The organism is Agriterribacter sp. (assembly GCF_035497235.1).
Classification (GTDB): Bacteria; Bacteroidota; Bacteroidia; order Chitinophagales; family Chitinophagaceae; genus Agriterribacter.
Genome location: NZ_DATJEB010000028.1, coordinates 38621 through 53856, shown reverse-complemented (window position 1 = coordinate 53856; position 15236 = coordinate 38621). Strand labels below are relative to the sequence as shown.

At 44.0% G+C, this 15236-nt stretch carries 10 protein-coding genes; all 10 read right to left on the bottom strand.

Annotated elements, in window-relative coordinates:
* Window positions 1–95 precede the first annotated feature (95 nt).
* The 10 genes from VL121_RS07550 to VL121_RS07505 all read right to left on the bottom strand — a co-directional run bounded on the left by VL121_RS07550 (window position 96) and on the right by VL121_RS07505 (window position 15156).
* Entirely contained in the window at window positions 96–911 is an 816-nt protein-coding gene (locus tag VL121_RS07550; RefSeq protein WP_325403799.1) for an endonuclease/exonuclease/phosphatase family protein, read from the bottom strand.
* 103 nt (window positions 912–1014) lie between these two features.
* Window positions 1015–2376, bottom strand: coding sequence for a Gfo/Idh/MocA family protein (locus tag VL121_RS07545; RefSeq protein ID WP_325403797.1), 1362 nt, complete (start codon window positions 2374–2376; stop codon window positions 1015–1017).
* A 170-nt stretch (window positions 2377–2546) separates the two neighbouring features.
* A complete protein-coding gene (locus VL121_RS07540) occupies window positions 2547–3851 on the bottom strand; it encodes a DUF3472 domain-containing protein (protein WP_325403795.1) in 1305 nt (434 codons plus the stop codon).
* A gap of 24 nt (window positions 3852–3875) precedes the next feature.
* Complete coding sequence (locus VL121_RS07535; protein WP_325403793.1) at window positions 3876–5042, bottom strand: sialidase family protein; 1167 nt, start codon at window positions 5040–5042, stop codon at window positions 3876–3878.
* A 49-nt stretch (window positions 5043–5091) separates the two neighbouring features.
* Window positions 5092–6336 (bottom strand): AGE family epimerase/isomerase, encoded by a 1245-nt coding sequence (locus VL121_RS07530; RefSeq protein WP_325403791.1) that lies wholly within the window; start codon window positions 6334–6336, stop codon window positions 5092–5094.
* A gap of 109 nt (window positions 6337–6445) precedes the next feature.
* Window positions 6446–7699 carry an MFS transporter gene (locus VL121_RS07525; RefSeq protein ID WP_325403789.1) on the bottom strand — a complete coding sequence of 418 codons (1254 nt, stop codon included), beginning with the start codon at window positions 7697–7699 and terminating at the stop codon, window positions 6446–6448.
* A 226-nt stretch (window positions 7700–7925) separates the two neighbouring features.
* Entirely contained in the window at window positions 7926–9080 is a 1155-nt protein-coding gene (locus VL121_RS07520; RefSeq protein ID WP_325403787.1) for a tRNA wybutosine-synthesizing protein 4 beta-propeller domain-containing protein, read from the bottom strand.
* Window positions 9081–9086: 6 nt separating this feature from the next.
* Window positions 9087–10028, bottom strand: a complete 942-nt coding sequence (locus VL121_RS07515) for a dihydrodipicolinate synthase family protein (protein ID WP_325403785.1) — start codon at window positions 10026–10028, stop codon at window positions 9087–9089.
* A 137-nt stretch (window positions 10029–10165) separates the two neighbouring features.
* Entirely contained in the window at window positions 10166–11722 is a 1557-nt protein-coding gene (locus VL121_RS07510; RefSeq protein WP_325403784.1) for a RagB/SusD family nutrient uptake outer membrane protein, read from the bottom strand.
* Window positions 11723–11742: 20 nt separating this feature from the next.
* On the bottom strand, window positions 11743–15156 hold the full coding sequence (locus VL121_RS07505; RefSeq protein WP_325403782.1) for a SusC/RagA family TonB-linked outer membrane protein: 3414 nt from the start codon (window positions 15154–15156) through the stop codon (window positions 11743–11745).
* Window positions 15157–15236 lie beyond the last annotated feature (80 nt).

Below are 15236 nucleotides of genomic sequence, written 5' to 3'. Positions count from 1 at the left end.
AGATAATTCTGCTGACTTATATTTTTAGTATATATAATAAGTGCCGCCGGCTGGTTGGAGAAAGTAACCAGGACAGCCGCTTGCGCTTTCAAATTTTATTGACTCCATTCCACAACTGCCACCACCGGCAAATGATCGGAAGCGTAGCGTTCGGGTATTACTTCATGAGAAACTGCGGTTAACGTACTGTTTTTGCTAAAGGCTATAAAGTCAATAGTTTTATCGGGGTTAATAACCGGGATGGTAAAGCCGCAATCATCGCAGGTGCGTGTAAATTGCTGATCTAATAAATGAATGGCATTTGAGCCGGGTACGTCATTAAAATCGCCTGCTACAATAAACGGGTGTGGAGCAGATATGGCTAAACGGTTAATTTCTTTTACCTGTATAACGCGGTTCGTGTCGGTACGTAAAGCATCTAAGTGGGTGGTTCCAAATTGAATTTTAATACCGCCGGGTAAGGTTACCAATGCTGTAGCCAGTACCCTGGGTTCGCCTTTGGTTTCGGCAACCGTGGGGAGGCGATGGACTTTTTCCTCCGACAAAGGGTATTTTGATAGTATAGCCACACCATAATCGCCCCCGTCATGATCTATAGCCTTGCCAAAAAAAACATGCATATTGAGTTTTTCCGCTAAAAGCGCGGCTTCATCAATTTTGCCCGAACGGTTAATGTTCACATCAATTTCCTGTAGTGCAACGAGGTCGGGGTTTTGTTGCTGAATAACTTTCGCTACCGCATCCACGTCAATAAACCCCGGTTTGGAGGGCGGGTTGCAGTGGTGCACGTTATATGCCATGATGCGCAGGGTAGCGTTGGTTTTACCTGTTGCGGTATTGGATATTTTTGGGGCGCAACCGGCTGTTGCCAGTACAAAGCAAATAAGGGGTATGGATAGTATGATTTTCATTTGCACATACATTTTTGAAGAAGATATGGGGGTTCTGCTGGCTAAGGAGTTAATAAAACCGGTAGGGTTTGCCCTAACGCAAGCCTTACCGGTTTTGTAATTATTAATAAGCGTCATTTAGCGCAAATACCGGCTTTCTGTACATCCATTGACCGCCTGTAAAGTCGGGGAATTCTACGGTTTGATTTCCCAGCTCAATAGAGCTTTCGCTTAGCGGTGTAATAGCACTCCACGCGGCGGCATCGTACACATCCATAGGGGTTGGGGTTTTTCGTTTAATGGATTCTACCAGCGCATGAATTACAAAAAAATCCATACCGCCATGTCCGGCGTCTGCGGTTTCTTTACTCCACCTGGCCCATAAAGGATGGTCATATTTATCTAACCAGGCTTTGGCGTCATCCCATGCGTGGGGCTTGGCCGATTTACCTTCTATATACATGCCATTGTTTACATCCATCCATAGTCCCTGTGTACCCTGCACCCTAAAGCCAAGCGAGTAGGGTCTTGGCAAATTGGTATCCAGCTGCAGCAAAATGGTTTCACCATTGGCACAGCCAATATGCGTGGTAACCACATCGCCTAATTTGAACTTTACTTTTGCATTGGGATGGTTTTCGCCGCCGTTCTTTACAATATAGTTATGTAAACCCCTTGCCTTGGAAGAGAAGGAGCTTAAAGTAGTAAACCGGTTCCCCCTGTTGATGTTAATGTAATGGGCTATGGGGCCAATGCCATGCGTGGGGTACAGGTCGCCGTTGCGGTGAACGCCATGCTCCGTTCTCCAGTGCGCTTCAGAAAAAGCTTTTTCACCAAATTCAACGCCATGCCCGTAAGCATGAACGCCATCGTTGAATTTTACTTCACGTAAATCGTGCTGGTATCCGCCCTGCAGGTGAATCATTTCGCCCAGTAACCCCTGGCGTACCATATTTAATACAGCCATTACATCGCGGCGATAGCAAACGTTTTCCATCATCATAACGTTTGCATTATATTTTTCGGCGGCTTTTACCACGTCCCAGTGATCCTGTAATGTAATACCCAGCACAACTTCCGTACCCACATATTTAACACCGGCTTCCAATGAACCAATGATCATAGGCTTGTGCCATTCCCATGGCGTTGCAATTACAATGCCGTCTACCTTTTCTTTTTCCAGCATCTTTTTCCAGGCATAATTATCGCCGGTATAAATAACGGGCATTTTTTTGCCGGCTTTGGTAATCATTTCCTTTGCCGGCTTCAGCATGCGCTCATCTATGTCGCAAATAGCAACCAGGTCCACATCATTCCTTCTTAACAGCAGGTCAAGATGGTTTTGCCCCCTTAATCCTACTCCAATGATTGCCATTTTTACTTTTGGGTCAGCGCTTTTTCTGCCGGCAAATAGAGTAGCGGTTGGTAATACGGTAAGGGAGGCGGCTACCAGTCCCGCATTTTTTACAAATTCTTTCCTGTTCATATAGCTGCTGTTTTAAGATGATTTTAAATATGAAATTAAGATAATAAACTATCAGATATATGTGCAAACGGTTGCGCAAGATGCGCGTTGCCCCGTTAACAGGTATCGGTTTTTGATAAAATAGTTTGAACAGGACATTGAATAATACAGATTGATAATGATGCTAAATCTTAGGGTAATGCATCCAGGTCAATGGCGGGTTGTTGCCGGGTAGCGGGTTTTGTAAAACCGGAGCCGGGTGAAACCTTATCATTAAAAAAGCCACCCATTCGCAAAAAGAATTTTCCATTTTCTACTCCGCCTGCATAATCCTGCCGCTGTTTATTTTTGCCCGTGGCGTCAACGGAAAATGTAAAGGCTGTTACTTCCGTCCAGGTTCCGTTTGCTAACCGTATCCATTGATTGCTCCAGTACGCTTTTCTTTCCCGGTAACCTTCATTGGGATTGAAATTTTCAAGGAAACCATGAAACCGGGTAAGGAAGGTATGGGTGTTGGGTCTTTTCCAGGAGGCTACCAATTTCCAGTTGCCGGCCTCCGGTGCAAAAAACCAGGATGTGTAAATGGTATTACCTTCCCCGTCCGGTTTTCCGTGGGTTAAAAATTTATAGGTAGTGCCGGCTTTCCAGTTAAAGACCAGGTAACTTTGTCCGCCTGTACCTTCACCACCAAAGCCCTGAGCAATCACATGTTCTCCTTTCCTCACAAGTATTGTTTTGCCTGAATCAGCATCCCAAACAGAAAAAAGAACCCTTCTTTCTGTTGGGGAGTTTACCTGTATACCCATATACCCTTCTCCAAAACCATTCGCCATAAAATAGGTACTCATTTTATCTTCTCCTTCGGGAACGGTTAACTCGCTGTAAAAATATTCCTTATCGCCATGGGGGATCGTATAATTCAAATGGCAGGAGGGTCCTCTTCTTGACCAGTAAAAATTTTCAGGATCATTGGCAAAAACAACGCCACCGGTTGTTGCGGAACCGCCGATGAGGATATCGGAAACATCGGCAAAGTATGTTCCTGTTTTGCTTATGCCCTGCAAATCAACCTTTATATAACCGGGTTTTGAAATGGCTACTGTTCCTGCAAACCAGGTTTTATTTTCACTACCGGTAAGGCGCACACTAAAATCTGTTCCGTTAAGCGAAACTTTTATGGCGCTGTTGCCAGAAATGGCTTTGGCTTTGAGGGCCACCTGCAAATGGCCTGTTTTTTCCAGCCTGAAAAAAATGCTGATTACGCTCCCGGTGTCAGCCCATTTGCTCAACCCGTTTTTGGTAATTTCGGCAGAACCTCCCGATGCCATTTGAGTAATGTATCCATTTCCTGCCAGTGGTATGGCAATAGTTGTTTCGGGAAATGACTGCGGTGGTAGCGGGATGGTATTCCCTGTTTGGTAACACAGCAGCGCTACAAAAATTACGATTCCAATAAATGAAAATGTTTTTCCTGCCAACCTGTTTTTTTTGAGCATCACAAATATTTGAGCATTATTTTATCACCTCCATTTCACCACGGTAAAAACAATTGTTGAATAACCATCTTTCTCATAGAGTATGCCTATTTCGTTCTTCGTTATGTTTACGATATCGGAATAGGCGGCATAATCCTTTTGATCATTTTCACTTTTAGCAATTACAATATTTTTTTTCCATGTTTTACCGTCATCATAACTTATGCGCAGGGTAAGGTTATCTCTTTGCTTAGTATCGGCAGCATTGCAAAAGGCAATAATGTTTTTCTCCTTTTTCTTACCGATAGTTAAAATACTGCCCTGGTTAACAGGATCAGGAAGATTCTTATCAAAATAGGTAGTATCCCAGGTGGAACCACCATCGCTGCTTAGTGAAACAATCCTTGCCCGGATATCTCCTTTCTGGTTGCGGCTGTTCATCATCAGCTTGCTGCCCGAAAGTTCCGTTGCCATAGATTCATTGCTTCCCGGAAGTTTAACGGTTTCACCCAGGTGAAAAGTTTTGCCATGATCGTCTGTATAAAAACCATGGGCCTGGTAATCGGCAAACTGCGGTTGCGGGCTGCCGGCAGAATGGTTGGCTGCTATAAAAATGCGGCCTTTGTATTTACCTGTACCAAATTGCATGGCATGACCGGGCGTATTGGCATAGCTGCGCCAGTCTTCCGGAAAATTGTATGCTGTATTTACCTGTGGTTGTTTGGGGCGATGTGTTTGTGCAGTAATATTCACTGGTTCATTCCATGTAATTCCATTGTCGGTTGACGTTTTATACCAAACTTCCCTCAGTCCCTTTCCCTTTCTTACTTCTCCTTCATGATTATTGCCTGTGTTGTAAAATAAAAAAATTCTTCCCTGGGGATAGGCAGGATCGGTGAGGTCTACAACCGGCGCGGGATTACCTGCCTGCAGGGTATCCGCATCAACAACCGTTTGCAATGCACTCCATGTTTTTCCTTTATCGTTGCTGCGTTTTACAACAATATTGATATCACCAAAGTCGTCTGAACCATGCACACGGCCTTCACAAAAGGCCAGTAAACTGCCGTTGGGTAATCCAATGATAGCAGGAATGCGGTAGCTTTTATGTCCTTCCGTACCTGATACAAAAACAGGAATGTTTTTTACCTGGGCCAATGCTGTGGTAATAAATACAAATAATGCGATAGTTGTTGCTGCTGTTTTTTTCATAACACGTTCAATTTAAAAGTTGATGCAGGTAATAATTCCGAATTTACTTTTATTTCTGGTCATTAATTGCCAAATGATCTTCCAGTAGTTTTGCGCAATACCACTCCTGTCTGGGTAAATGAAACGGGCCTTTGAACAAATTTCCTTTAGCGGTTTGTGCAATGCTTCCATCGCGGTGCAGATAACCGAACCATTCCCCGTTTTCTTTATCATGAAAGTGCTGATAGGCATAATCGTGCACGAGCTTATGCCATCCGGCATATTTTTCATTACCTGTTAACAGGTAAGCCAGCAAAGTAGCAATAATGGTTTCGTTATGCGGCCACCAGAATTTCATATCCTGCCAGTATTCCTGAACGGGTTTGTGGTATACATCACGGAAGTAAAGTATACCGCCATATGTAGCATCCCATCCCCGTTCCCACATGTAATCAAGCATTTTACAACCCCTCTCAATCAAATGCGGATCGTTGTTGCGGTGTTTTGCTTCGTGCAAAATAAACCAGGCGCCTTCAATGGCATGACCGGGGTTGAGTGTTCTGCCGTCAATATGATCAATGACGCTGCCATCGGGCGCTACCTGTTCCATCACACACCTGATATCATCTTTTATAAAATCTCTTTCTATTTCTTCAATCCATTTTGAAATCAATTCATCACAACGATCGTCACCAATCGTTTCTCTCAACTGTTGCGCGGTATTCATCATGATCATGGGCACGCCAATACCTTTGGATGGCCGGGTACCCGTAAACTTGGGTTCCAGCTTTTTTTCACCATTAGCATACGCAATGCAATCTCCAAATACTTCCCTGGCTCTTTGGGCTGCTTCTTCACTTCCGCTCGCTTGTGCATAGGCTGCCGCTGCAATTACATAAAAAGTTTCAGAAAAAAAATACCTCCTTTTACGAATCGGCCGGCCATCGCGGGTTACATGAAAAAACATTTGCCCCCGCCCCTGTTGGTTCGGGCTGACCCGCCCCGGTTGGTTCGGGCAGGTATCAGTATCAAAACAATGTGCATTCAAGAAATCATATCCCAATTTCGCGCCGGCTAACCATTCCTGTTTTTTTCCGACTGTATTGTATAAAGTAGAAAGCAGCCAGGTTGCTCTTCCCTGTATCCACACTGCTTTATCATCATCAATTAAACTGCCATCCGCATTCCGCATCAGTAAAAAACCACCATGCTCCTTATCAAAGGAACGGGGGAACCAAAACGGAACGGTATCATTGAGCAGTTGATTACTGTAAAATTCTTTAAGATCCTTTAAATCGTTTAGCGTATAATGCATAGAAATCTTATCGTGTTTTATGCCACGAATGCACAAATTTTTAATAGGGTTTTCGGTAAAACTGTACGAATTCGTGCATTCGTGGCGTATGAATCAAAGTATCGGAAAATCATTTGTTTTTTGAAAACTCATCAAAATCATTTGCTTTTGGCCGCAGAAAAGACACCTGGATAATCAGCGCCACCAGAACAATAGCCGAAAGCATGGCAAAGCTTTTTCCCAGGTTTCCGGCATCGGTTGATTTTCCCAGCCAGTCTGTTACCAATGCGCCGGCAAATACTCCCGTCATGTTCATTAGCCCATACGCCGTTGCCCTGTATTTAGACGAAACGAACTGGCAAAGAATAGGCATATTATTGGCATCGAACATGCCGAAGCCAAAGCCAAAGCAAAAAGCGGCACCAATTACATGAAACATGGAATGGCCATAACCAACCAATAATAAGGAAGGGATCGTTAAAGCCAGACCTATGGCGCTGGTATAAATTCTGCCCCTGATATTTTTTTGAACCCATCGGTCAGATAATATTCCCCCGAAGATTACACCGAGGAAAGAAGAGGCAGCTATAGTGATGGTTGAAAGTGGCCCGGCCACAGACATGTTAATGCCCAGGTTTTTGGCGAACAAAGTAGGCAGCCAGTTTTTAACACCCCATCCCGGAAGGCTGGGTACCGCGAAATAGAAGAGAATGATCCAAAAGGCAATATTGGAAAAAAGCAATCCTAATCCTTTAAACAAAGACGCTTTTTCTTTTATGATGTTATGTGTTGTTGCAAGTGTTTGTTCCGGCGATTTTTTCTCATGTAAAAAAAGAATCAATAGGAGGGAATACATAATTCCAATGATTCCAAAATAATGAAAAGCCGATTGCCATGAATAGTTGGATGCAACGGTAGCGCCAAAGCCACCCAATGCCTGCCCCATGTATAAACCGGTCATATGAATGCCAATTGCCAGTGACCTCGTTTTTGAAGTATGATAGTCGGCAATCAGTGAAAGTCCTGCAGGGATATACAATGCTTCGCTTACGCCCATAATTGCCCTGAGCCAGTACAACTGATTAAAATTTTCGCAATAGCCCATCATATACGTTACTCCGCTCCAGACAAAAAGACTTATCACGATCAGCCATTTACGGTTGATCCGGTCGGCTATCATTCCTGCCACCGGGCTCATGAATCCATATATCCAGAGGAAGATAGCCATCAGCCTTCCAAAATCCCTTGCCTCTCTTAATTCCACGATATCAATCATCATCGAAGGCTGCATGGTGCTGAGCATCTGCCTGTCCATATAATTGAGCAGCGCAACCACCCACAAGAGTCCAACCACAATCCAGGGATAGTTTTTTGAATGTTTCATTTGCATGTTATACATTTTTTTACCGCAAAACGCGCAAAGCATTCACAAAGCACGCAAAGAAAAACCTTGCTGAGTGCAGTATACTTCGTGCTCCGTTCTTTATTTTTTACCACATAGAATCATAGGCACATAGCGGCACATAGGTATACATCGTTTTTTTATTCCTGCGCTCAAACATTTAGCCGTTTCTGGTCCCCCGTGTAACCTGAAACCTGTACCCTGCAACCTACTGTATTCTCCCCATCCATATTTCAGGTGTGCGTACCCCGGCTCTTATTTCTCCATTGGGTATTACCACCTCGTTATCCCATAAAATGGCGGTAGTAGTAACAGGCGCTTTAAAAGGGAGCGGAGCGGTATTTGTCCAATTGTTTGTTGTGGTATTGTATACCAGTACTTCCTTACTAAACCCTGGGTGTGCAGATTGCAATTGATCTTTTTGCCGGATCAGATGCTGTTTTTTTACTGTATCGGTGGTTGCATTGATGGCGGCTATTAATAATTCTGTTTCATGAAAAGTTTCTCCCTTATCTCCGCCAAACAGCAATATTTCATTTTTACCAGTAGCTATACCCGTTCCGGCGCACAGGCTGTAGGGTAATGATTTAATTTCCTTCCATTCCTTTTTTTTAAGATCAAATGCATGAGCGGATGCATAGATATCGCTGATGCCATTGCTGTTTTTCTTTCTGCCACCCAATACATACACCAAAGGGTTACCGGCAGCAGATTGCGCAACAACTACAGCATGGGAAACGGCATGGGGCAGGTTGGGTAAAGTATTCCATTGGGCGGCTGCATCTGTAATATCCAGGCTGTAAAAACCACTCGAAGCACTGTCGCTGTTTTCTCCACCTGCAAGGTATATTATATTACCGTGCATGGCAATACCTGCGTTGGTAACGGGGAGAGGAAGGTCAGGTAATTTTTTGATGATCACACTATTGCTATGATCATTCCATTGCAGCAGGATTGCTTTGGAGCTGACACCTTTCCCATTTTCGCCACCAGCGCATACAATTCCAACGGGAGTGGAGATGCAGGCCGGGTAGGCCAGGGCATAAGGCAAAGAAAATGTTTTATAGAGTGATAGTGAATCTTTCTGTATTCTTTTCATCACAAAACCTTCAGCGTAATATTTTTTCTTTCCGCCCGTCCAGGGAAAGCTGTCCGGGAAATTAGCCCCGCCGGCGATCAATAATACATCGTTTGCAACGCCTGCCACAGACCCTGCAACCCCGATCGGTTTTTCGTGTCCCGGAAGGGGAGGCAGTTCGCCTGCAATACGCCAGGTCAAACTATATTCTTGTTCCTGGTTTTTACAGGAATTTAGCGGCATCGTCATACTGCTTAAGAAAATAAATAAAGAGAGTCTGATCATCGATCGTTACGCTTTATGAGCCGCCGTGCCAACCGATGCAAAGCGATCAAACCCAATGGCGGCCACATCCTTTTTAAATAATTCAAATTCCGCGGTCGTCATATTTTTTACCGGAAGCCTGAATTCGCCGCAATCCATATTAATCAACTTCATGTAGGCCTTTCCGGTAGCAATACCGCCGTATTTACCCAAAAGGCGGATCATGTCAATAGATTGTTGCTGTAAGGTCCGGGCCTTTTCAAGATCATTGTTGTTAAACGCATCAATCAGGTTATAATATAACGGCGCTGCATAGTTAAATGTGCTTCCTACCGCGCCTTTGGTACCCAGCACCAGTGCCGAAAGCATATTTTCATCGCGTCCCCACAACATATCATACTTCCCGTTTTGAAAACGCATACACGAAAGAAAATCCATGAAGTCTTCGTGGGTGTATTTGATCCCTGCAAAGTTGGGTATCTTACCATCTATTTCTTCCAGCAAATCGTACATGGCTATATTAACCCCTGTTAGCACAGGGATATGATAATAGTAAAAAGGCATACCGGGTACGGCTCCTGCCACTTCCGCACAGGCGGCGGCCAGCATGGCGGCATTGGCAGGTTTAAAATAAAATGGCGCTGTAAAAGATATAGCGTATAAACCACTTTGCTTTGCATGGAGGGCCAGTTCTTTACAATCGGCAATACTGGTACCACCCAGAAACAGCATTACTTTAAAATCATCGTCCGCTTTAGTGGCATCGGCCCAGGCTTTGGCCACCGCCTTCTTTTCTGCCATCGTCATAGCAACGCCTTCGCCGGTAGAGCCGCAGATAAAAGCGCCGGTAACACCGTTTGCTTTCAGCATTTCATAATACTGCGGTATGAGGGAGGTATTCAAAGAGCTATCTTTATGCATAGGAGTAAAGGGCGCTGCTATTAATCCTTTTAAATGTTCTGATCTCATATGCTTTATTTGGAAATTGAAAATATGATTTTTTAAAAAACCGGGAGCAGGAATATTCCCGGTTATACATTAAGACGGCTACAGGAACAATACATATTCAGCGGATTAAAGTTAGTTAAATCCGAAAATCATGTACATCATTTTGGTTTAGAAGTAGTATAGCCCGGTGTTTGATCAACCAGCGGATCATTAGTCCAGATAGCAGTTTCTACCGGCCACAATATTTTATAACCCTGTGTGCCTTTATCTAATACCCCATAAGGGTGACTGGCACTTATAAAAACAAGGGGTTCTCCTGCAAACTTCATCCGGCGAATATCATACCAGCGTTTGCCTTCATACACAAATTCTTTACTGCGTTCGGCAAAAATGGCCAGTTCGTTTTCATCCGGTGTTCCGTTTACAAAAGGCGTAGGATCGGCATTGGCAAAGGCCCGGTCGCGGATTGCTTTTATATATTCGGACGGATCGGCGCCTTCGGCATTAGTGATCTCTGCCAGCATCAATAACCTGTCGGCTTCACGATATACCGGCCAGTCGTCTGCATAGTTCCTTACATTAGCATCAATCATTCCCATAAACTTTACGAGGGCGGTGTTTCTTACGGTTACAACGGGCGGAGTAGTACTCTTGTCTACTTTATAATAATCATAAAAAGTGGCATTCCTCCTCTTATCGGCTACATCATAAGACTGGAACAATTCAAATGTGTAAGCGTAGCGTTGAATACCGCCACCCGTTCCCAGCGTTAAGGGGTCATCCAATGTAGTGCCACTACCGGTAGAATCTTTGTAGTGCAGCCCGGAAAAATTGAATGATGAATAGAGAAAGGTGGAATAATTACTCATGGTTGCTTCGCCTATGCGGAAACGGATAGCTAAAATAATTTCACTGTTATTCTTTTTCCCGTAGCTGAATGCATCTGTAAAATTTGTTTGCAATGATGTACCTGTTATAGCATTTAACGCCGCTTTAGCTTCTGCCAGATCGGCTGTTGTATTATACAATTTAGCAGACCACAGCCACACTTCACCCTTTAACATCAAAGCAGCCTGGGGGTTCCATTGGCTTTTATCAGCAGGTGCGGGTGTATTGCCAAAGCTTGTCAGTGATTTATTTACATCTGCTTTAATAGCGGCTAAAACTTCCGCTTCAGTGGCTCTTGGTTTGCGCAGCGCCACTACATCTGTTGCACCGGTTAATACCTCAGGCTCCAGCACCAAAGGCACACCTCCATAAGTGCGAAGCAACTGAAAATAGTAATAAGCCCTCATGGCATAAGCCTGCCCCAGTAAATAGCTCTTCTTATCTGCGGCTAAAAAATCAATCGCTTCTACTTTCTGAACAAAGAGGTTAAGCTGTAGTATGGGGTTATAAAAGCCGGCCCAACTGATTACACCGGAAGAAGTTTCTTCTATTGCCTGGTTAATGATGGTCAATTCATTCAGTGATGTATTTTGCCGGTCTACATTACTGAAACCGCCGCCCCGCATTTCACCCAGCCGTAAGAACATAAACTGGTTATCGCGGAATTGTTTGTGCAGTCCCACCATAAAATTGGTTACCTGGGCTTCGGTTTTCCAAAAATTTCCATCGCCGTAATAATCTTCCGGCACAAGCTCTAATGTTTTGCGGCATGATGAGGCGGCAATCGCAATCATTGCCATAAGGAATATATATTTAAGCTTCTTCATAATGAACTTCATTAAATTGATTAAAAGGTTAGATTAGCACCAAAAACCAATTGTGTTGGGATGGTATAAGCGCTGCTCTGAAGGCCGGTACGCTCCGGCAAATTAATCAGGCTGTTAGTTAAATAGCCCAGGTTTTGGCCGGTAACGGTTAGCCGCAGTCCGCTGATCTTTGCCTGCTTTAATAAGTCAGTTGGCAAAGCATAGCTTAATGAAACTTCCCTGAATGCCAGGTAGCCGGAGTTTACAAAGAACATACTGCTGGGCCTGTCAAAATTCTTGGTGTTCAACTGGTCGGCCCATGAATACCTTGGATATTTTGCATTGGGATTGTCGGGAGTCCAGGTATCTTTCACAATATCCGTTGCATTAAACTCACCCTGGGCGCTTGCCAAAGACCACATCTGCTGAAAATCCTGCTGGATATGACCGAATGCAAAATCCAAACGGGCAAAGAGGCTAAGCCCTTTCCATGATACCGTAGTACTGAACCCACCTGTCCAGCGTGGTAGGGTGCGGCCCAGCGAAACCCTGTCGCGATAATCAATTGTATCATTTTTATCTATGTCCTTCCACATTACATCGCCTAATTGTGTGGCTATATAAAGCGGGTTATTGGGCAATCTGCCTGCATTTAAGTTATACTGATCAATTAATTTCCTGCTGGCTACACCTCTGCCTGCACCACCATTCTGATAAGCTGCTTTTGCCGCTTCGTCAAATTTGTTATAGTCTTCCAGGTCTTTTTGAGTACGTATTATACCTTCAGCAACAAAACCAAATAGCTCGCCCCATTCCTGTCCTTCCTGGAAACCGCCAACCCATATTAATTGCCCGGTTGCAGGATCATAAATCTGAGTACCACCCTGCCTGTTTTTATCATTACCATTAAAAGGAAGCTTCAGGAGGGTGTTTTTATTCCAGGCGGCATTAGCGTTTACCTGCCAGGTCAAATTTTTTCCCTGTATGATTTTATAGCTTGCTTCTGCTTCAAATCCCCTGTTGCGCATGCTTCCATTATTGGTTCTGACACTGGATACACCCGAAGAAGTAGGCAGGTCTATAAACGCGAGTTTATCTTCTGTAATCCTGTTGTAATAAGCTATTGAAGCATTTAACCTGTTATTAAGAAATCCCATATCGGCACCTAATTCGGTTGTATTTGTCTTTTCCCAGCGTAATAATGGATTAGCTATACCAGTTTGCAGGAAACCGATACTACCATTATAAGGTTGCTGTGAGCCATAAGAACCCTGTACTTCATAAGCCCCGACAGCATTGCTGGTTCCAATACCGATGTTGCCATTTTTACCCCAACTTGCCCTGAGTTTTAAGTAGGATAACCAGTTTCTTGCTGATGACATAAAATTCTCCCTGTGCATCATCCAGCCTACTGATGCGGCAGGAAATGTTCCATATTGGTTGTCACGCGTCAACCGGGAAACACCATCCCGTCTTACGGTAAAGCTGGCAAGGTATTTACCATCCCAATCATACAACAGGCGTCCAAAGCCCGACATGATCCGGTCTCTGGAATGATAAGAGTCGGTAGTGCGGGTTTGGGTGGTTGCATTATTTAAGGTGTATTGCAGATCCTGGAAATCATCGGTAGGCGCCTGGGCCCCGGCTGCGTAAACACCTTTGGCATAAGCGTCATAATATTCAAAACCAGCCATAGCATCAATATTATTCCTGCCCAGGAAACCGGTATGATAATTAACAATAGCATTGTAGGTTTGCCGGATGGTTCTGCCGAAGGAAGCTTCACTTATTCTCGTTCTGTTCCATCCCAGGTTCGGATCGGTTTTGCTCAACCTGCCCGTGCGAAAATCCTGGTTGAAAGATTCCGCAATACCTTCATCATACATCCAGATGGCGCCCAGTTTTACATAGAGGTCTTTTAATATATCCACCCGGAATGATTGTCCTAAAGTGAATTTATCCGTTTGGTTACTGCGTTTATATTTATCAATGTTAATAATGGGATTACCATCGCTTGCATCGCGGCCTAAGATAAGTTCTCCATTTGCATTGGTTCCCCGCATAGTAGGCGGAGCAGAAAGCATCCGGCCCCAATAATTCCCTTCGCCGTTTTGTAAAGACTGGTCTCTCCAGTTGGCTTTATTAAACTGCAGGCTGCTTTCAGACTTTAACCAGTCTTTTATTTTATAATCCCCATTTAGTGTAAAGGTTAAACGCTTATAAAATGTTTTAAGTGATAAACCGCCTTCATCATAATAGCCCACGTTGGCAAAATAGCTACCCCGGTCGTTACCGCCGCTCATACCTACATTATATTCCTGTACCGTAGCTTTATTATATAAGCCGTAATCGCCATAGTTAAAATCTTTATAAATAAGATCGGCATAAGTTCCGTTAGGGTCGTAGTTTCCTTGATCATTGGTAAGCACCGCGTCTTTCATGGTTTTCCAGCCGGGCTGGTTTAATAGTTCACGGTTCAAATCATTTAAACGCATTACACTCCATATTGCCCTGTTATCGTAATTACCATCCAGAACAGGCCCTGTTGCTGAATCTTTATAAACATTACCGGTTGACCTTGGTCCTACGGCTGAAAGAGCCGAATTGGAAGCAACGGTACCAAATGTGTTATTGATAATGGCCTGCACCACACCCATACGGGTCCATTTAATATAATCTTCGGCATTTAAAAAATTGTAAGGAACATTCAGGTAACTGGTTCCTCTTTTCACATTCAGGGTTATGGAAGACTGGCCAGCCTTTCCTCTTTTAGAAGTAATGAGAATTACCCCATTGCTTGCCCTTGCACCGTAGATAGCTGTTGCGGAAGCATCTTTTAAAACTTCCATACTGGCAATATCTTCAGGGTTAATATCGCTAAGCGATTCCCTTACCTGTCCATCCATTAATATTAAAGGGCTGCCCGATCCGTCAAAATTGGTTCCGCCTCTTAAAATAATGGAAGGCAAAGAACCGGGGCGGCCCGTGCCTGTTGAAACCCGCAAACCGGGAATCGTTCCGGCCAACGCCTGTGCAGGGTTGGAACGCAGCCCTGTTTCCAATACTTTGTTGTCGAGCTTGGATATGGAAGAAGTAAGCTTGGATCGTTTAGCGGTACCATAACCCACTACCACCACTTCATCCAGCTTTGACGATTCGGCGGCTGTTAAAATGATTGTGGCAGTAGCCTTGGCGCTAATGGTGAACTCAGCGTTGTTATAGCCAACTGAGCTAATAACCAGCACATCGCCTTCGGCAGCATCCAGTGTAAAATTGCCATCCGCATTGGTGAAAGCTCCTGTAGTTTTGCCCTTCACCGTAATACTAACGCCCGAAAGCGGTTCTCCATCTTTTGAAGTAACTTTCCCCGAAATTTTCCTGCCCTGTGCCCAGCCCAGCAAAGCGAAGCATATACAGGTTATCAGTAAACAAGATTTTAAATTAAACATTCTCATACAGCAGTTTTTAAAATTTATTACATTTGTATTATGTATGACATAATAAAAATACTCAGTTTTATTAAAGAACCAAAGTT

What these genes read in the sequence shown, in the direction of transcription:
- VL121_RS07510 (WP_325403784.1), bottom strand. Translation starts at nt 11,722, where the DNA reads ATGAAGAAGCTTAAATATATATTCCTTATGGCAATGATTGCGATTGCC.
- VL121_RS07520 (WP_325403787.1), bottom strand. Translation starts at nt 9,080, where the DNA reads ATGATCAGACTCTCTTTATTTATTTTCTTAAGCAGTATGACGATGCCG.
- VL121_RS07535 (WP_325403793.1), bottom strand. Translation starts at nt 5,042, where the DNA reads ATGAAAAAAACAGCAGCAACAACTATCGCATTATTTGTATTTATTACC.
- VL121_RS07545 (WP_325403797.1), bottom strand. Translation starts at nt 2,376, where the DNA reads ATGAACAGGAAAGAATTTGTAAAAAATGCGGGACTGGTAGCCGCCTCC.
- VL121_RS07515 (WP_325403785.1), bottom strand. Translation starts at nt 10,028, where the DNA reads ATGAGATCAGAACATTTAAAAGGATTAATAGCAGCGCCCTTTACTCCT.
- VL121_RS07505 (WP_325403782.1), bottom strand. Translation starts at nt 15,156, where the DNA reads ATGAGAATGTTTAATTTAAAATCTTGTTTACTGATAACCTGTATATGC.
- VL121_RS07530 (WP_325403791.1), bottom strand. Translation starts at nt 6,336, where the DNA reads ATGCATTATACGCTAAACGATTTAAAGGATCTTAAAGAATTTTACAGT.
- VL121_RS07540 (WP_325403795.1), bottom strand. Translation starts at nt 3,851, where the DNA reads ATGCTCAAAAAAAACAGGTTGGCAGGAAAAACATTTTCATTTATTGGA.
- VL121_RS07525 (WP_325403789.1), bottom strand. Translation starts at nt 7,699, where the DNA reads ATGAAACATTCAAAAAACTATCCCTGGATTGTGGTTGGACTCTTGTGG.
- VL121_RS07550 (WP_325403799.1), bottom strand. Translation starts at nt 911, where the DNA reads ATGAAAATCATACTATCCATACCCCTTATTTGCTTTGTACTGGCAACA.